12 protein-coding genes are annotated in these 18,624 nt (G+C 55.7%); 3 read left to right on the forward strand and 9 right to left on the reverse strand.

Annotation, left to right across the window (positions count from 1 at the left end; all coding sequences use genetic code 11):
* Positions 1-23: 23 nt before the first annotated feature.
* On the reverse strand, positions 24-3,299 hold the full coding sequence (locus ACZ495_RS02745; RefSeq protein ID WP_012625165.1) for a DEAD/DEAH box helicase: 3,276 nt from the start codon (positions 3,297-3,299) through the stop codon (positions 24-26).
* A 151-nt stretch (positions 3,300-3,450) separates the two neighbouring features.
* Between ACZ495_RS02745 and ACZ495_RS02750 the strand changes: the two genes are divergently transcribed.
* From ACZ495_RS02750 to ACZ495_RS02760, 3 genes are all read left to right on the forward strand, one after another.
* Complete coding sequence (locus ACZ495_RS02750) at positions 3,451-5,109, forward strand: peptide-binding protein (protein ID WP_464262563.1); 1,659 nt, start codon at positions 3,451-3,453, stop codon at positions 5,107-5,109.
* Between the two features lie 701 nt (positions 5,110-5,810).
* Positions 5,811-7,970: a RelA/SpoT family protein gene (locus ACZ495_RS02755; RefSeq protein ID WP_012625162.1), complete on the forward strand. Its 2,160-nt coding sequence runs from the start codon at positions 5,811-5,813 to the stop codon at positions 7,968-7,970.
* Between the two features lie 201 nt (positions 7,971-8,171).
* Positions 8,172-8,798, forward strand: a complete 627-nt coding sequence (locus tag ACZ495_RS02760; RefSeq protein WP_464262564.1) for a hypothetical protein — start codon at positions 8,172-8,174, stop codon at positions 8,796-8,798.
* Positions 8,799-9,254: 456 nt separating this feature from the next.
* On the opposite strand, the gene ACZ495_RS02765 is transcribed toward ACZ495_RS02760, so the two are convergent.
* From ACZ495_RS02765 to ACZ495_RS02800, 8 genes are all read right to left on the reverse strand, one after another.
* Positions 9,255-10,526, reverse strand: coding sequence for an NAD(P)-dependent malic enzyme (locus ACZ495_RS02765; RefSeq protein WP_012625160.1), 1,272 nt, complete (start codon positions 10,524-10,526; stop codon positions 9,255-9,257).
* Positions 10,527-10,741: 215 nt separating this feature from the next.
* Entirely contained in the window at positions 10,742-11,413 is a 672-nt protein-coding gene (locus ACZ495_RS02770; RefSeq protein ID WP_464262565.1) for a CBS and ACT domain-containing protein, read from the reverse strand.
* 114 nt (positions 11,414-11,527) lie between these two features.
* A complete protein-coding gene (locus ACZ495_RS02775; protein ID WP_012625158.1) occupies positions 11,528-12,313 on the reverse strand; it encodes a fumarate reductase iron-sulfur subunit in 786 nt (261 codons plus the stop codon).
* A gap of 11 nt (positions 12,314-12,324) precedes the next feature.
* Entirely contained in the window at positions 12,325-14,181 is a 1,857-nt protein-coding gene (locus tag ACZ495_RS02780) for a fumarate reductase flavoprotein subunit (RefSeq protein ID WP_012625157.1), read from the reverse strand.
* 10 nt (positions 14,182-14,191) lie between these two features.
* Positions 14,192-14,821: a succinate dehydrogenase/fumarate reductase transmembrane subunit gene (locus tag ACZ495_RS02785; RefSeq protein ID WP_012625156.1), complete on the reverse strand. Its 630-nt coding sequence runs from the start codon at positions 14,819-14,821 to the stop codon at positions 14,192-14,194.
* Positions 14,822-14,879: 58 nt separating this feature from the next.
* Positions 14,880-15,440, reverse strand: a complete 561-nt coding sequence (locus tag ACZ495_RS02790) for a Fe-S-containing hydro-lyase (protein ID WP_012625155.1) — start codon at positions 15,438-15,440, stop codon at positions 14,880-14,882.
* Between the two features lie 9 nt (positions 15,441-15,449).
* Positions 15,450-16,295, reverse strand: coding sequence for a fumarate hydratase (locus tag ACZ495_RS02795; protein ID WP_464262885.1), 846 nt, complete (start codon positions 16,293-16,295; stop codon positions 15,450-15,452).
* Between the two features lie 71 nt (positions 16,296-16,366).
* Positions 16,367-17,716 (reverse strand): SLC13 family permease, encoded by a 1,350-nt coding sequence (locus ACZ495_RS02800; RefSeq protein ID WP_072311780.1) that lies wholly within the window; start codon positions 17,714-17,716, stop codon positions 16,367-16,369.
* Positions 17,717-18,624 lie beyond the last annotated feature (908 nt).

Consider the following 18,624-nt stretch of genomic DNA (forward strand, 5'->3'; position numbering starts at 1 on the left):
ATTTTTTCGCCATGTGAAAATGCCTAAACGTCAAACAGCATTTCAAGATCTTCGCGAGTAAGGGACTTCCAGGTGTCCTGACCGGGGATAATGGCCTCGGCCACGCCGCGTTTGGCTTCCTGCAGCTTGAGTATTTTTTCTTCCACCGTGTTCTGGCAGATAAGCTTGTAGGAAAACACCTGCCTTGTCTGCCCGATGCGGTGGGTGCGGTCTGTGGCCTGGCTTTCCACGGCGGGGTTCCACCACGGATCGTAGTGGATGACGTAGTCCGCCGAAGTGAGGTTGAGGCCCGTACCGCCCGCCTTGAGCGAAATGAGAAAGATGGGAATGTCCGGGCTGTTGTTAAAGCGGTCCACCTGGTCAAAGCGGTCTTTGCTTGCGCCGTCAAGGTAGCAGAAGGGAACCTGCGAAAACTCAAGCCACTGCTTGATGATTTGCAGCATCTGCACAAACTGTGAAAACACCAGCACCTTGTGCCCGCCTTCCACAATTTCCATGATCATGTCCTTGAAAGCGTCGAACTTGCCGGAGGGCAGGTTGGTGGTAAAGCCGGGTATGTCTATCTTGAGCAGACGCGGGTGGCAGCAGATCTGGCGCAGCTTGAGCAGGGCGTCCAGAATGGACATCTGGCTTTTGGCAAGTCCTTTCTGATCCACGTCGGCCAGCACCTGGGCGCGCAGCTTGCGGGCCAGAGCGGCGTACAGCTCTGCCTGGGCCTCTTCGAGGGCGCAGCAGGTGACGCTTTCCACCTTGGGCGGCAGGTCTTTTGCCACTTCGGCCTTGGTGCGCCGCAGTATGAACGGCCGCACGCGGGTGCGCAGGTAGTCCAGGGTTTCGGCATCGCCGTCCTTGATGGGCTTGACGATGCCACGCTGGAAGGCGTGTTGTGAACCGAGAAAGCCGGGCATGAGAAACTCGAAGAGCGACCAAAGCTCAAAGAGGTTGTTCTCGATGGGCGTACCCGACAGGCACAGGCGCATGCGGGCATTGATGCGCCGCACGGCTCTGGCCGTTATGGTATTGGGGTTTTTGATGTTCTGGGCTTCGTCCAGAATTACGGTATTGAATTCGTATTTTTCCATCTCCTCCAGGTCGCGCCGTAACAGGGCGTAGGTGGTGATAATAAGATCCGAATTGGCAATATGCTTGAACATGCCTTCGCGGCGTGTGCCGTAGATGGTCAGCCGCTTGAGGCCGGGAACAAATTTTTCCGCTTCGCGCTCCCAGTTGGGCAGCACTGAGGTGGGAACCACAATCAGGTTGGGTCCCACGTAATTGCTTTGCACCATATACTGGATGAAGGCCAGGGTCTGTACCGTTTTGCCCAGGCCCATTTCATCCGCCAGAATGCCGCCGAAGCCGTATTCCGACAAAAAGTTAAGGTACGAAAGGCCCTGTGCCTGATAGGCGCGCAGGTTGGCGTTAAGCCCCTTGGGCGGGTCAATGGGGCGAACCTCGCGGAAAGAACGTATCTTTTCGCGCAGGTTGTTCCAGAAAGAGTCGGTGGCTGCTCCGGGCAGGTCTTCCAGCAGGCTGTCCAGCACAGGGGCCTCAAACTGCTTGAATTTCTGCTGCGGCGGCTTTGAGGGGTCAAGGCCAAGGGCTGTGAGCTTGTGGGCGAGCTTTTCAAGCCAGGCCTCGGGCAGGCTTGTGTAGGAGCCGTCTTTCAACTGTACATAGCGTTTGCCGCGTGTCCAGGCCTTCCAGATCTTTTCCAGCGGCAGGGACTGGCCTTCGTAGTCAACGGTGATATCCAGCGAGAACCATTTTTCTTTTTCGTTACTGACCACTTCGGCCGTGATATTGGACGTGGCCGTACGCACCTTGTAGCGCGAAAGGGCCTTTTCGCCATATACACGGTAGTTTTCGACAAGCTTGGGGTAATAGTCCAGCAAAAAGGCAATGGCTTCTTCAGGTTCAAGGAACCACAGTTTGCTTGAACGGGACTGAAAATCCATGCCGGCGAGGTCGGTCATGAGCTGGGCTTCTTCGTCCTGATGGCGGCGCACAAGGAAGGTCTGGCCGTCATAAGTATAGCTGCCGGTCTGAAAGTCGGGGTTGGGACCGTTGAGTGTGAACTCTCCGTGGCGGGTTTCATAGATATTGTCGATCTCAAGCGTGAGCAGGCTGCCTTCTTCATCCAGAAAAAGCTTGGGATTGTAGGTGGCGGGCTGGAACACGGGTTCCATCTGCTTGAGGAACTGCTGCGGCTCGTAAAGTTCAGAGGCGGGCAGGCGAGTCCACACACGATCGAGAAATTCGGATATTTCCTCGTGGGGAACCACGGGGCGCTCATAAATAAGGTTACGTACAAGCGAAGGGTAAAGGCCCGTCTGTACCGGATAGAAATTATGCTGGTAGCAGACCCAGAGCGGCATTTGCCCGTGAAAGGTGATGGGCGCGTCTTCCGGCGCGGTGCTTTCATTCTGGGGGTTGCGGCTTTCAGCTGCGGCCCGGCTGGCGGCTCCGGCGCGTATGGGCAAGGGCGGGCGCCCTTCGCGTTTGAGCAGCACCTCAAAGCTGAAGCCGGAATCATCCAGAATGGGCTTGAGCTTGAGGGCAAAAGGCGTGCTTTCGACCCGGCAGGGCATGTCCGTGTCTTTCCAGAGCAGGTAGTATTCCTTGCGCACAGACCAGAAGAACCATGAGGTAAGGCCCTGCGGAATTTCTACCCTGTGTCCGTAATAGTCCAGGTGCTGGCCTATCTGGCGCGCCACATACGGCAGCTGCGGTGAGAACTCGCACCAGTCCGGATTATTGATGATCTGTTCCAGCGTCACCTCATTGTGCACGGTGGACAGGCCGGACTTGTTCTGCCGCGCCCGGAAAAAGGACACCAGAAGCCGCCCCTGTTCGGGTTCAAAACGAAATATGAGGTAGTGGCGGCCCGGTTCCGGCTCCATATCTGTGGAGAAGAAGTTGCGGAAACTCTGCTTCCAGTCGGTGCTGGGCGGCGGGCTTTCTTCTGCGTCGCCCTGTTCTTTTCGCAGTTCTTCAACAAGACGCAGGGCAAGAGCCGCCACGTGGCGGCAGATGCCGGTGAAGGCGTCAGAGCAGTTGCACTGGTGCCGCGTGCTGTGGTCAGTAATGGTCATGCTCAGGCTGGGCGTGTAGACTTGCAGGTCGTCACCCTGTATGACTCCCTGCACGTCCCAGGTTTCGCCTTCCTGGATATTTATTTTTTGCACCTCACCTTCGGACAGGATATAGTACGCGGCGTCACGTATGTACTCCGGTACGCTGTCATGCAGAAAGGTCTGGCACATTTCGCGTACGACGCTCTGTTCTGATCGACTCATGCGTTCCTCAAAAAGCCCCTGTCAGGTGTATCGAAAATTTCAATGACAGGGCGATGTTATGATGTTTGCGATAAATAGCACAGGTTGGGGGGCGAAAGCAATATGAAGCATCAAAATTATGAAAAAAATAAATTTTGAGTGGGTAAACAGTATGTTGGATGTATTTCTTCCAATTCGTATCCTGCTCTTACTGACTGTTTTTATGGGATTTTTTTCGCCCCTTGCCGCCGTGGCCTCCGTAACCGGGGCTGACGCAGCAAAAAAAGAAAATTTTGAAACGCCCGTGGACGGAGGCCGTATCCTTTTCGGCAGCATTGGTGAAGCCTCCAACCTTATCCCCTACCTTTCGGCTGACTCCGCTTCACACGAGGTCGCGGGGCTTATTTATGTGGCGCCCCTGCGTTATGACAAGGACCTTCAGGTAGAACCCTGGGCCGCAGAAAGCTGGAGTATGGAAGACGAAGGGCGGCTTATGCGCTTTACCCTGCGCAAGGGGATCCTGTGGGAAGACGGTGTCGAGCTGACTGCCGAGGACGTGGCCTATACCTGCAAGGTAGTGGCGGATCCGGCCACGGGAAGCCCCTATGCCGAAGATTTTTCGCGCATCAAGGAACTCCGGGTTATTGACCGCTATACGTTTGAAGTCCGTTACGAGCATTTTTTTGCGCGCGCCGTTTCTTCGTGGATGCAGCCCATATTGCCCCGGCATCTGCTTGATGGGCAGGATATCCGCAACAGCCCGCTCACACGCAAGCCGGTGGGGGCGGGACCGTACAGGCTCAAGGCCTGGGAGCCGGGCAGCCGTATTATTCTTGAGGCTTCGCCCACCTATTTTGATGGCAAGCCCTACATAACCGAAGCCGTGTACCGCATCATTCCCGATGGCGCGACCATGTTTATGGAGGCGCGCGCCGGGCGGCTGGACATTATGGATCTTTCTCCCCTGCAGTATCTGCGGCAGACCTCCGGCCCCATGTGGGAGCGCGAGTTCAACAAGTTTCGCTATCTTGCCTCGGCCTACGTGTTTCTGGGCTTTAACCTGCAACATCCGTTTTTTGGGGATGTGCGGGTGCGCAGGGCCATTTCCCAGGCCATCGACCGGGACAGCATCATCCAGGGGGTGCTGCTCGGGCAGGGCATACCGGCCTTCGGGCCTTTCAAGCCCGGGGTCTGGGCCTATCATCCGACCCTGAAGCCCATACCGCAAAATGTGGCCGCCGCACGCGCCCTGCTGGCCGAGGCCGGTTTTACCGACAGCGATGGCGACGGCCTGCTGGACAGAGACGGCAAGCCCTTTTCTTTTACCATACTGACCAATCAGGGCAACGAGCAGCGTATCCTCACGGCCACGGTCATACAGGCGCAGCTCAGAGCCATCGGCATTGACGTGTATATCCGCACGGTGGAGTGGGCGGCCTTTATCCGCGAATTTGTCAACAAGGGCCGTTTTGACGCCATTATTCTTGGCTGGACCATTCCACAGGACCCGGATATCTATCAGGTATGGCACTCATCGCAGGCTGTTGAAGGCGGCCTTAACTTTACCTACTATAAAAATCCCGAAGTGGACAGGCTGCTGGAAGAAGCGCGCTCCATCCCCGATCAGAGCACGCGCGCCCGCCTGTACTGTCGCATTCAGGAAATACTGGATGCGGAACAGCCCTACTGTTTTTTGTATGTTCCCTACGCGCTGCCTGTGGTGCAGAAGCGTTTTCAGGGCGTCAAGCCGGCTCTGGCGGGCCTGATGTACAATTTTGAAAAGTGGTGGGTTCCGAAAGAATTACAACGGCACAGCCTCTCGGCGGACTAGAGGAGATTATCTTTGAAGTGCTTCACAGTTCAAAGGTGTCATTCTGTCTAAAAATACAGTTTTGGGGCAGAATCTCCGCCGTGTTACGTTGTGCTGCATTTTTGTGTAGCGTTAGCGCATCAAGCCCTTTGTTTAAAGATAAATATGCTGACTGTGGTGTGCTGCTCACTTTTGTCCGGCTTTGACACCGGCTCTGAAGCATCACGGCCAGCCGCGGCAGATGTGCGAAGCATGCAGGGGATTGCGGCCTTTTGCCCAGGCGTCCAGGTGTGGCCGTCTGGCGGCCTTGGCGGGTTAACTGCCTTGCGCCAATGGAGGGTGTGTGCCTGGGGAGCATGCCCATCCTCCAGTATCGCTCATGACGCGCCTTGTCGCCACGGGCTGCGGCATGCCCGGGCGGCGAAGTTCCGCGCTGTGTGCAGGCGGTAAGGGCGCAGTACTTCACCCCGGGGAACGTCCCCGGCGCGTTCAGATAAGACCCGACAACGACCTTTCTTCATTTTCATGAAAAAACACGCCTTGTCGCAGGGGAAGGCGCGGATGTCTGGCGGGTGCGCAGTGCCCGGAGCATCTGCAGCCCTTGCCGGTTTTTTGCGGGCTGCGGCAGGGCTTGCTGCGGAGTCAATAACATTGACAAGGTCGCGCAACTGATAACATAGTCAGGACATCACAAAGATTTTACGCCCGGACGGGATTTACGCATGATTCGTATACAGGAAATTCTCGACAAGGTGTCGGCGCACAATCCCGACGCAGACCTGGAGCTTATCCAGAAAGCTTATGTTTACGCCGCCACTGCCCATGCGGGGCAAACCCGCCTGTCGGGCGAGCCGTATCTTTCCCATCCGCTGGCCGTGGCCGACACCCTGGCTGAAATGGGTTTTGACGAATCAACGGTGGTCGCCGGGCTTTTGCACGACACCGTAGAAGATACCAAGGCCACGCTTGAAGAGCTGGACGAGAATTTCGGCGAGGATGTGGCCGATATTGTTGACGGTGTGACCAAGATCAGCATGATCCCCTTTGAAAACAAAGAGGAAGCCCAGGCAGAGAACATCCGCAAGATGATCTTGGCCATGAGCCACGACATGCGGGTGCTTATGGTCAAACTTGCCGACCGCCTGCACAACATGCGCACCCTGGATTTTCAGAAAGCCCACAAGCAGAAAGGCATTGCCCAGGAAACAATGGATATATATGCGCCTCTGGCAAACCGCCTGGGCCTGTATATCATGAAGCGCAACCTGGAAGACCTGAGCTTCAAGTATCTGCGCCCCGACATTTTCAATCAGATAGACCACTGGCTGGACAAGCATCAGGTAGTGGAAAAACAGATTATCGCCAAGGTGGTGGACCTGATAAAAGACCTTCTTGCCTCCAATGGCATCGAAGGGCAGGTTTACGGCCGCATCAAGCACAAATACAGTATCTATAAAAAGATGCAGTCCCAGTCCCTGACACTGGATGAAATGCACGACATCATGGCGTTTCGTGTTCTGGTCAAGGATATCAGAGACTGTTACGCAGCGCTTGGCCTTGTGCACTCGCAATGGAGGCCCGTACACGGGCGCTTTAAAGACTATATCTCCATGCCCAAGACCAATGGCTACCAGAGCCTGCACACCACGGTCATCGGGCCTGAAGGCGAACGCATAGAAATCCAGATACGCACCGAAGACATGCACCGGCAGGCTGAGCACGGCGTGGCCGCCCACTGGCTTTACAAGGAAAAAGGCCGGGTTAACAGCAAAGACCTGGAGCAGTTTGGCTGGCTGCGCGAGATTTTTGAGCGCCAGAGCGAAGAAACGGACTCGCGCGAATTCATGCATTCGCTCAAGCTGGACCTCTTCAAGGACGAAGTCTACGTCTACACCCCGGCGGGCGATGTCAAGGAACTGCCCGAAGGGGCCACCCCTCTGGATTTTGCGTTTATCATCCATACCAAGGTGGGGCAGCACTGCACCGGAGCCAAGATCAACGGTCGGCTCATGCCTTTGAGTACAGAGCTTAAAAACGGTGATATTGTTGAAATTCTTACTGATCCAAGCAGAAAGCCCAACAGGGACTGGCTCAAAATCGTCAAGACAGCCAGGGCGCGCAGCCGTATTCAGCGCTACCTGCGCACCGAGGAGCGCGCCCACGCGGTGAGCCTTGGACGCGATATGCTGGAAAAAGAAGGGCGAAAGGTCAGCCTCAACGTCAACAAGGCCATCAAGGACGGGCATATGGCCCTGGTGGCCCAGGAAATGAATTTTGAGAGCGTGGACGACCTTGTGGCATCAGTGGGCTATGCCCACACAACGCCGCGCAAGGTGCTCAACCGGCTGTACGCCGTGCTGCATCCGGATGCGGTTTCCTCCGCGCCTGAAACGCCCACAGTCAAAGAAAGCAAAGAGGCCGCCGGCCGTAAAACGGAAGGTGTGGGCATTTCCGGGGTGGACGGTGTGCTCATGCGTTTTGCCAAGTGCTGCAACCCGGTACCCGGAGATCCTATTATCGGGTACATCAGCCGTGGCCTTGGTGTCAGCGTGCATCGTGCAGACTGCCCCAATGTGGCGAATATGGAGCCGGAGCGGCTTATATCCGTGCATTGGGACGGTGCGGAAGAAAAACCTTACGAAGCCGGTATTTTTATCATTGCCAGAAACGAGCACGGTGTGCTGGCCCTGGTGGCCCAGGTGCTTGCCAAAAACAACGTGAACATCACCGGGCTGAATATGGACAACCTTGTGGACGGCCGTGCCAAGCTGCGCTTTACCGTGGAAGTGCGCGACGCCACGCAGCTCTATCAGCTCATCGAGTCCATCCGTTCTCTGCCGCCCATTCTTGAGGTGGTGCGCGATACAGAAGACGCCCAGTAGCGTTTTTCGAGAATACGAGGTTTTGTGCAGACGCAACATGTTTGCATTGCAGTTTTTATATCCTGCCCACGCCATTTGATTCCAACGGGCCGAACCTGCTGTGGCCTTCGAGCAGGCTCGGCCAGTCCGTGTGCATCTGCGGCATGAAGCGCCGTCAGCAGCCATTTCAGAACCAGCACCCAAGCAACGGCAGATATTCTGATGGATTTCATTAAAAATAACAGCCTGTTCATCAAGCTGGTGATTATGGTCAGTCTGACCCTCTGCCCACCCATCCTGTTGAGTCATCTGGCCGGATCGTATTTTATCAGCAAGTATGGTTTTGAGCAGGCCGAGCAGACAGTGGCCAATGTGGCCCAGCTCACGGCGGAATCCTCGGCGGTTATTGAGGGCATGGAGGAGCCGCGTGGGGAGGCCTGGAAGCAGATGGCGGATTTTCTCGGCATGTTGACCAGTGTTTCCGGGGTCAAATTTATTGTGCTGATAGATATGAACGGCAACCGGATATACCATCCCGAGGCACAGAAAATCGGCGCTCATGTGGTTGGGGGCGATGAAGACGAGGCCCTGAAAGGTAAAACATATATTTCTTCGGCCCGTGGTACCTTCGGGTTTTCACAACGGGCGTTTCGGCCGGTATATGCAGAAAACGGACGGCAGGTGGGCGCTGTTGTTGTGGGCATCATGTCGCGCGACGAGGTACGTTCACCTGCAAATATTTGTGGTGCGGCTTTTCCAGAAAACCTGCGCAGACAGCGGCCTTTTGCAATGTTTTCATTGCCGTCATCCTGTCCCGTATTTGAGCCATATGCGCAATGGTGCAGGTAAGGGGCAGGGCTGTACTCTTCGAAGCCTTCTTTGTATTCCCCGGGGCCATCTCCGGACATCCCATTAGTATTTTAAAGTGTCGGCAATGCATCGGCAGGTTTGGCTGGAAAACGGAATTACGGACAGCAAAAACTACTGACAGCCCGCTGTTTCGCAAGGGCCTCGGGCATGAATCAAGGGGCAGATGCCACCGGCATGGGCGCAGCGTCAGAAGCATAATCCAGGCATCGCGGGAGTGTGCGGTGCAATGCAGGAGTAATGCCCCGGATGCAAGGATTCTTGTGCCGCCAGGTGTGTGACGAAAAACGCAGAAGGTGGGTGTTCAATTTTGCAGATTGCAGAGGGTGAAAAAAGGTTCTCTCCCGAAAGCAGGACTGCCTGCCTTCGGGAGAGAATCTTGTTCGTCCGGATTCAGCTGTTTTGCTGCCGGTTCAGAAAGAGGTTTTGGCCGTTACATTATTTTTTCGTGCACGCAATCTGGCGGTCGGCCAGCCTTTTTTTCAGGTTTGCCGCCACGATTTCCGGATCCATCGGTTTGCGGGCAATGCCGCTTTCCATGGCAGCTTTGGCCGTGGCCGCCGCCACCCGGGGAGCCACCTCGCTGTTAAGCGTGGAAGGAATAATGTAGCCCGGGCTGAGTTCTTCGGGTTTGACCAACTCGGCGATGGCGTAGGCCGCCGCAATTTTCATGGCATCGTTGATATCTGTGGCCGCAACATCAAGAGCGCCACGGAAAATACCGGGGAAGGCCAGAACGTTGTTGATCTGGTTGGGGCAGTCGGAGCGCCCCGTGGCCACAACTTTGGCTCCGGCGTCCAGGGCGCGCTGGATGGGCCATATTTCGGGGATGGGATTGGCCTGAGCAAAAATTATGGGATCTTTGGCCATGCTGCGGATCATATCTTCATTAAGTGTATCCGGAGCGGAAACACCGATAAAGACATCTGCCCCCTTGATGGCTTCGGCCAGACCGCCCTTGATTTTCTGCGGATTGGTGCGGCGGGCGATTTCTTCCTTATAGGCATTCATTCCTTCGCTGCGGCCATCCCATATGGCCCCGCGCGAGTCGCACATGATAACATTTTTCAGGCCAAGAGCCATGAGCAGCTTGATGATGGCAATACCGGCAGCCCCTGCGCCGCTGGTAACCACAGTGATGTCATCAAGTTTTTTGTTTACCAGCTTGAGCGCGTTGATAAGCCCGGATAGGGTAACCACGGCGGTTCCGTGCTGGTCGTCATGAAAGATGGGGCCCTTGAAAATGCCGTTTTTCTTCAGGCTGTCTTCAATGACGAAGCATTCCGGAGCCTTGATGTCCTCAAGGTTGACGCCGCCGAAGGTGGGGGCCATAAGTTCCACCAGTTCAACGATTTTGGTCGTGTCTTTGGTATCGACGCAGATGGGAAAGGCATCCACATCGCCGAAAGTCTTGAACAGCAGGGATTTGCCTTCCATAACCGGCATTGCGGCTGCGGGGCCGATGTTGCCCAGCCCCAGAACGGCTGTGCCGTTGGATACCACACAGACAAAGTTGGAGTGGTTGGTATAGACATCGAGTGTTTCGGGCTGGCGGTAAATTTCCATGCAAGGCTCGGCCACGCCGGGCGAGTAGGCCAGGGTGAGGTCGTCGGTATCGCGCACGGGCGCTTTCACGCGCACCTCGATTTTGCCCTGATACTCCTTATGCATGGCCAGGGCTTCATCCCGCAGATTCTTGATACGAGACATTGTACACTCCTTGACTGATGTGGTGCGCTTCCGGGCGGCGCGTTCCGCACGGCGCGGGGGGCTGCACCCATGACAGGCATGGGCAGGCGGAAGCGAACAGCCTGTCGGGCTGTTGGGTAAATTGTATTTTCCGCAGCATATGCCGGTTCCGGCACAGAGGCTGGGTTGTGGTTCCGGCGCATCCATGTGGGGTGCCACATGGATGCGCCGGAGGTTCAGTCTTTCATACGAACTTTGCCGTCTCTTGCCCAATAGCGCAAGCCGCTATGTTGTTTGAGTATTTCAAAGGTGTCATCCAGGGCGGCGGCATCCTGGGCACGAAAGCGGATTTTCACCTGGCGCATGCCGTTGTCAGCGGCGGCCGAGAGCACGGAAATGACGCTCATGCCGTGCGTTTTGAGGGTATCCAGAATTTCGCGGATGGTGCCGGGCTGGTTGGGCAGAACAAAGCCCGCTTCTTCGCCGCCCTGTTCCGCTCCGCTCATGTTGAGCAGAGCGTGGAAAATATCCCAGCCCGTGATGATGCCGACCAGCTTGTCCTCATCGTCAATGACAGGCAGGCAGGCTACGTGCCTGTCAAACATGGTTTTTGCCGCCTGTTCCACGGTATTGTTGTAATGGATGGTAACAGGGGCGACCACCATGACATCCTTGACCTTTGTTTCGGCCAGAATGTCCAGGGCTTCAAGAATCTCAAAGCCGGTAGTGTGTTGTGGGGCAAAAGCCTTGAGGTCAGCAGAGGCTATAAGCCCAACTACTATGTTATCCCGGTCCACCACGGGCAGGTAGTTGATCCGGTTGTCCTTAAGGAGTTTTCTGCATTGCAGCAGGGAGGTGTCAGGCACGACAGTGATTACATGGGGCTTCATCCAGTCTAATATAAGCATGGCATCCTTCCTTTTGGCGGATGAGGCTTTTCTCCGCCGGGCAGATCATTCAGGACGTATGCGGTTCAGGCCCGGAACAGCAGGTTCCGGGCCTGAACCCTATATGCCGGTGGTTCAGCCTTTGGCGCAACCGCAACCGCAGCCCTGCATTTTTTTGCGCAGAGCTTCGGGCAGGATGCCCCTCACCGACTCCATGCTGACCATACGCCGCATGATGCCGAGCTGGTCTTGCAGGGGCAGTTGCTTGGGGCAGACGCTGTCGCAGGCCAGCAGGCCCATGCAGCCGAACACGCCGTTATCATCGCCTATAAGTTCATAATAATCCGCAGGAGTACGGTTGTCACGCGGGTCGATATAGAAGCGCGCCATGCGGTTGATGGCTGTGGCCCCTATAAAGTCTTCCCGCATGCGGGCTGTACCGCAGGCGGCTACGCAGCAACCGCACTCAATACATCTGTCCAGTTCAAATATTTCCGTAGCCTGGCTGTTGCTCATGCGCTCTTCCTGGGCATCCGGATCAAACTCTTTATTGGTGTGTATCCACGATTCGATTTTTTTGCCCACCTGACGAAACCACGTGCCCGTGTCTACCGAGAGGTCGCCGAGCAGCTTGAAAACCGGCAGGGGGTGCAGGGTGATATGGTCCGGCAGATCGCTGGTTTGCGTGTGGCAGGCCAGCCCCGGGCGCCCGTTGATGACCATGCCGCAGGAACCGCAGATGCCCGCCCGGCAGCAGAAGTCAAACTGCAGGGAAGCATCAAACTTTTCGCGTATGAGGTTCAGCGCGATAAAGAGCGTCATGCTGGGGTGCTCTTCAAGCTGGAATGTCTGCATATGCGGGAATGAGCGAGGGTCCAGCGGATTGTAACGGAAGATTTCAAATGTAAGATTACGTCCCATGGTACCCTCCCTTAGCCTTTCTGATCGTAAGGAACGATCTGGTCTTCCTTGATGTCGCCGGGAATGATCTTGCCGCCGCCGTAACCCCGGTCGCCGGGGGGCAGAATATAGTACGGCGTAGCCGGTTCATATTTGAGCGTGGGCAGGCTGTCGCCTTCCTTCCAGTAGGCCAGGGTGCGGTTGAGCCAGTCCTTGTCATTGCGTTCAGGGTAGTCTTCACGGGCGTGAGCACCGCGGCTTTCTGTGCGCATAAGCGCGCCGTATGCCGTGCACAGGGCCAGTTTGAGCATGCCGGGAACCCGCAACGCCATGGAAAGTTCGGCATTGGGGCCGGGTATGTTGCCGCTTGCCAGGCGCATGTTACCGCAACGCTCCAGCAGGTCTTGCAGCTTGGTCACGCCGGCTTCCAGATCTTTGCCGTTACGGAAAATACCCACGTGTTCCATCATGACATCCTGCATTTCATTACGCAGGGTGTAACAGTCATCACCTGTGCCGCGCAGAAGGGCGGCGATGCGGTCTTTTACCTTTGTGGCGGCCGCAGTCATCTCGGCCGTGGAAAAGACGGTTTCATAACCCTTGAGGAATTCCACCAGCTTCTGACCCACGATGCGCCCGGAAACAATGGTTTCGGCCAGGGAGTTGCCGCCCAGGCGGTTGAAGCCGTGCATATCCCAGCAGGCGGCTTCTCCGGCGGAGAACAGGCCCTCAAGGCCGTAAGCGTGCCCATCTTTATTGATACGCACACCGCCCATGCTGTAATGGTGGGTGGGACGTACCGGAATGAGCTGATGTATGGGGTTCACGCCAAGGAAGTGCGTGGAGATGTCGTATACCTCACGCAGGTTCGTGGTAATGTGCTTTTCGCCCAGGTGGCGGATGTCCAGCCAGAGGTGATCGCCGTACGGGCTTTTGACGCCAAGACCCTTGCGCATATGTTCGGTCATGCGGCGTGCAACCACGTCGCGCGAGGCCAGTTCAGCCTTTTCCGGCTCATAGTCGGGCATGAAGCGGTATTCATTTACGTCCAGCAGGGTTCCGCCATCGCCTCGGCAGCCTTCGGTAACCAGAATGTCTGTGGGCACCGTTCCCGTGGGATGAAACTGCACTGCCTCCATATTGCCCAGAGGGACCACGCCTGTTTCCAGGGCGGCTATCTGGCCGCCGCCATCGCAGATGATGGCGTTGGTGGTGGCCCGGTAAATGCGGCCGTAACCGCCGGTAGCAATAAGGGTTGCCTTGGCGAAGTAGCCTACAAGTTCTCCGGTGCGCAGGTCGCGCGCCACGCAGCCCATGCAGCGCTGGCCGTCGTGTACAAGCCCTTCGGCCTGGGTGCGGTCGTGTACGTCCACGCCAAGCTGCAACAGGCGGTTGTCCAGAGTAAACAGTACAGCATGACCTGTGCCGTCTGAGGTGTAGCAGGTGCGCCATTTGGCTGTGCCGCCAAAGGCGCGGGAATGGATCAGCCCTTCATTTTCCTTTTTTTCTGTGGCCTGAAAGGGCTTGCCGCCCTTGTAATAGGTATGCTCACCCGGAACAACGCGGCTCCAGGGTACCCCCATCCAGGCCATTTCACGCATGGCTATGGGGCCGGTCTCGGCAAAAAGCCGCGCCACTTCCTGGTCACAGCCCCAGTCAGAGCCTTTAACGGTGTCATTGAAATGGATTTCGGGGCAGTCGCCTTCGCCCATTATGGAGTTGCCCAGGGCCGCCTGCATGCCGCCCATTGCCGCTGAAGAGTGCGAACGCTTGGGAGGCACAACGGAAAGACAGATAACCCTGAAGCCGGCCTGAGCCGCTTCAACCGCCACACGTTCCCCGGCCAGACCAGCGCCGATGCACAAGACGTCACATTCAAAAATACGCATACGGCACCCCCTATCCCAGGAACCAGACGCGGGTCAGAGCCAGCGTTCCAAGCAAAAGATAACAGCCCATAACAATCCATATCCACTTGCGCCACGCAGGCTTTGTACTCTTGGTACAGATGCCGTATTTCACGGCCAGGCGATATACGCCAATGCCTGTATGAAGGATGACACAGGGCAGGAAGAACACGTAGAAGGCCAGCCAGCCGTTGTGCAGGCGCTTGGCGCTGCCCGCCACATTGATGGGCAGGTCTGTCATGACGGTATACACGTGGTAAAAAGCGCCCAGAAGAATGACAATGGCTGTAAATACCTGAACAAGCCATAGCCATGTATCAAAATCTTTCAGGCTTTTGCTGTGGCGTACAAAGATGCCAAGCTCATTGGCGCGGAAGGGCATCTTTCTTGCCGCGATGTAGAAGTGGAATACAATCAACAGGATGATAAGCGGTGCGGCAAGCTGGGCCAGCCATGTGGCTTCCAGAAACCAGGCAATGCCGTTTGTCAGCGCCGGGCTGAGCACAACGGTGCCTTCCAGTGTCAGATGTACACATACGAACAGGGCCAACACCGCGCCGGAGGCTGCCTGCCAGAAGTCCAGACGGGTTTTTGCCTCCCCAGGGGTTCTGCTTAAAGCCATGACAACTCCTTATACAAGTATTCTGTACCTATGCCATTATGAAAAAACTGTGATTCCTTCATATGCGTTTGTACGGAGCCTGCCCCGTTTCGTAAAAATTGCCACCGGTACTGTCTATCACCACAATGGCCGGAAAATCTTCCACTTCCATCGCGGCAACAGCTTCCGGCCCCAGATCTTCATAGGCCAGTACCGTATACTTCTTGACGGCGCGGGCAATGAGCGCTCCAGCCCCTCCCACGGCCGCAAGATAGGGTACGCCATGTTTTTTCATGGCTTCCACCACTTCCGGCTTGCGGTACCCCTTGCCGATCATGCCTTTAAGTCCCTGATCCAGCAGGCGCGGGGTATAGGCGTCCATGCGGCCCGAGGTAGTGGGACCGGCGGCCCCTATGGGCTGTCCGGGGCGTGCCGGGCTTGGCCCCACATAATAGACCACCGCGCCTTCAAGACTCACAGGCAGGGCTTCGCCCCTGTCCAGGGTTTCCACAAGGCGCTTGTGGGCCGCGTCACGCGCTGCCAGTATGGTGCCGGAAATAAGAACACGGTCTCCAGCGCGCAGTGAGCGGGCAGTGGCTTCATCAAAGGGAGCGCGGATTTTTTTGATTTCGTCAGACATGGCTCCCCCTTACAGCACGGCTTCGGCGTGGCGCGCCGCGTGGCAGTTGATATTTACGGCGACCGGCAAAGAGGCGATATGGGTCGGCGCCCATTCCACATGTACCTTGAGGGCGGTAGTAATGCCGCCCAGTCCTTGGGGGCCTACGCCGGTTTTGTTGACCATTTCCAGCAGTTCATCTTCAAAGGCCGCATAGCGCGGATCGTGGTTGCGGCTTTCAAGGTCGCGGGCGGCTGCGCGTTTGGCGCATATGGCGGCCATTTCCATCGTGCCGCCGATGCCGACGCCGATGACGAGGGGCGGACAGGAGTTGGGTCCGGCGGCTAGGACTGCGTCCAGAACCACCTGGCGCACACCCTCGATGCCGTCTGCCGGTACGAGCATCTTGAGCACACTCTTGTTTTCCGACCCTGCCCCCTTGGGGGCCAGCCGCAGGCGCAGCCCGCTGCCGGGGACAAGGCGGGTATGGATGACGGCAGGAGTGTTGTCTTTGGTGTTTTTGCGCTCAAACAGCGGCTCGTCTACACAGGATTTGCGCAGGTAGCCCTCTGTATACCCCTTGCGAATGCCTTCATTGATGGCATCTTCAAAAGAGCCGCCCACAATGCGCACATCCTGGCCCACTTCGGCAAAAACTACGGCGAGGCCGGTATCCTGGCACAGGGGCAGATCGCCCCTGGCGGCGATTTCAGCATTTTCCAGCAGTTGATCCAGGATGTTACGCCCCACGGGCGATGGTTCGCGCGTTCGTGCCGCGCGCATGGCCGCAACCATGTCGTCCGGCAGGCGGTAGCAGGCTTCTATGGCCAGTTCCGCCACAGTGCGCACTATGTCGTCAAAATGGATTTCTTTCATGTCCACACCGTCCCGTTCTTTATCAGCATTAACTGCTGTGGCGCCCATGCCACAGCGCACCTGACGGCAGCCTAATGGAAAGGCCAGATCAGGGGGATAAGCAGCCAGCACATGATAAGGGTAATGAGCTGCAAGGGCCAGCCGGCCTTGACGTAATCAAGGAACGTGTACCTGCCGGGGCCAAGTACGATGGTGTTGGGCGGCGTGGCAATAGGCGTAAGAAAGCAGGCCGAGGCTGACATAGCTATACCCATGATGATGGGCAGGGGAGAAATACCGCTGCCCAGAGCAATGGGCAAGGCCAGAGGAGCCATAAGGGCTGCCGTGGCGGTATTGGACATGAAGTTGGTAATGATCGCCGTGAGCGCACAGCAGACGAGCATGAGCAGCCAGGGATCGCTGACAGTGCTGACCACCGCGTTGGCTACAATAGCCGCCGCGCCGGACTTGTCCATTGCTGCCGACATGGACAGCATGCCCGCAAACAGAAAAATGGTTGTCCAGTCAACGCTGCGGAATGCTTCACGCATGGTCATACAGCCGGTAATGACCATCATGCAGGCGCCAAACATGGCCGCCGTCGTCAGGGGAACAAGTTCACTGGCCATCATGAAGACTACGAAGGCAAAGACGGCCATGGCATGCCACATTTTATTTTCGCGGCGCGGCTGGGCTTCTTCCGACAGAACAGCATCGTCGATCTGTCGTCCTTCGGGCAAAAAGCGGTGTCCTATCAGTCCGTAATAAAGAAGGCCCGCGACCAGAAGCGGAATGCCGATCAGGCCGAATTCGAAAAAGCCGAAAGGGGTCTGCCCGGTCTGGGAGAGCATGGAGTTGATAATGCCGTTGGGCGGGGTGCCCACCAAGGTTACCGTGCCGCCAAGCGATGCCGCAAAGGCTACGGGCATAAGCACTTTGCCGGGAGCCAGCTTGGCTTTCATGCACATGCCGAGAATCATCGGCACGGCAACCACTGTGGTTCCTGTATTGGAAAGCACAGAGGAAAGCAGTCCCACTGCGGCCATGGCATAAACAAGAAGCTTGATGGGGTTGCCTTTGGAAAGCCTGACAGCCAGAGCACCAACCTTGTCTGCAAAGCCGGTAATGAATGTGGCCTCACCCACGATAAACATGGCCATGAACAGTACCACTGTGGGATCGCCAAAGTAACTGAAGGCGACTTTTGAAGATATGACGTTTGTCAATGACAGGGCCACCGGCACAAGCAGTGCCGTTATGGGCAGCGGTACAACTTCAGTAAAAAACATGATTGCCGCAATAACAAGAATGCCCAGGGTGATGTACGCTTTTGTCGGATCTTCAGGCAGCTTTATACCCAGTTGGTTTGCGGCGAACACATCCTGGGCAGCAATAATTGCAAGCATTGCCACAACCATTGCAAGAAAAAAAGATCGCTTCATCCGTCAACCTCCAAGCAAGATAGAGTTGATGGTGTCTCTTTCATGCCATAAAGACAAATTATGAAGCATTAGAGACGTTTATGTATAGCGCTATAAATTTAATCAATATACTTACACGATTATTTATTCATTACAATAGATTTTTATTGAATGAGTGATCAATGATACATATTTTCAAGAAAAACAGTAAAGAAGGAAAAAAAATAACTATAATGCATTGAATGTAAAAAAAATCACAATATAGTGTGATTGAATAGAGTTGTTGGTTAATCATTATTAATAAACTATCTATTTAAGAATATGCACATGTATTGTTCTTGTGTTATTTTCCATTGATGTTTTGTTATTTGCAGTGCCGCTGTATGGGAAATGTAATCTGGCAATGCGGGGCCGTCAGGAGAATATTTTTGTCTGATAGTTATATATTCAAATGTTATATGTTTTATATTATGATACCACCCAGGCGGGTTGCCTGACCATAAGAAAGCCCGTTGGCAACGGAGAAACACCTTGCCGATAACGGCGGACAGGCTAAATGCAGGCGTGTTTTTTCGCTCTTCCGGCAGAGGGCTTCAATGTGGTGTGTTTTGTGCTTTTGGGGTACAAAGGGGCGGCAATCTGTCTGAACTCCAGGCAGGCCGGGGATAATACGCGCAAGATGGAAAAGCATGTTTCGTTTCGTGAAGCTTTTCCCGTTGTCTGGTGCGTCAACCCGCTGTTTTTGCTGTTTCAATGTGCCGTTTTCAGACTATGGCAACTGTGAACACCCATTCTGGTAATTTCCGGCAAGATGTCTGGAGCCGTGATTCTGCCAAAGGGCTTGCATAAAAAAAATTTGGCAAGTAGGGATTGAATCTGCCGCATTTACCCGGGTATATGTGTGCGCTGCGGGGGGCGGGGTTGTCGCC

Source organism: Desulfovibrio sp. GTC20076, assembly GCF_055385905.1.

Bases quoted from the DNA above. Each gene is read 5' to 3' on its own strand.
- ACZ495_RS02745 (WP_012625165.1), bottom strand. From the start codon at position 3,299: ATGAGTCGATCAGAACAGAGCGTCGTACGCGAAATGTGCCAGACCTTT.
- ACZ495_RS02750 (WP_464262563.1), top strand. From the start codon at position 3,451: ATGTTGGATGTATTTCTTCCAATTCGTATCCTGCTCTTACTGACTGTT.
- ACZ495_RS02755 (WP_012625162.1), top strand. From the start codon at position 5,811: ATGATTCGTATACAGGAAATTCTCGACAAGGTGTCGGCGCACAATCCC.
- ACZ495_RS02760 (WP_464262564.1), top strand. From the start codon at position 8,172: ATGGATTTCATTAAAAATAACAGCCTGTTCATCAAGCTGGTGATTATG.
- ACZ495_RS02765 (WP_012625160.1), bottom strand. From the start codon at position 10,526: ATGTCTCGTATCAAGAATCTGCGGGATGAAGCCCTGGCCATGCATAAG.
- ACZ495_RS02770 (WP_464262565.1), bottom strand. From the start codon at position 11,413: ATGCTTATATTAGACTGGATGAAGCCCCATGTAATCACTGTCGTGCCT.
- ACZ495_RS02775 (WP_012625158.1), bottom strand. From the start codon at position 12,313: ATGGGACGTAATCTTACATTTGAAATCTTCCGTTACAATCCGCTGGAC.
- ACZ495_RS02780 (WP_012625157.1), bottom strand. From the start codon at position 14,181: ATGCGTATTTTTGAATGTGACGTCTTGTGCATCGGCGCTGGTCTGGCC.
- ACZ495_RS02785 (WP_012625156.1), bottom strand. From the start codon at position 14,821: ATGGCTTTAAGCAGAACCCCTGGGGAGGCAAAAACCCGTCTGGACTTC.
- ACZ495_RS02790 (WP_012625155.1), bottom strand. From the start codon at position 15,440: ATGTCTGACGAAATCAAAAAAATCCGCGCTCCCTTTGATGAAGCCACT.
- ACZ495_RS02795 (WP_464262885.1), bottom strand. From the start codon at position 16,295: ATGAAAGAAATCCATTTTGACGACATAGTGCGCACTGTGGCGGAACTG.
- ACZ495_RS02800 (WP_072311780.1), bottom strand. From the start codon at position 17,716: ATGAAGCGATCTTTTTTTCTTGCAATGGTTGTGGCAATGCTTGCAATT.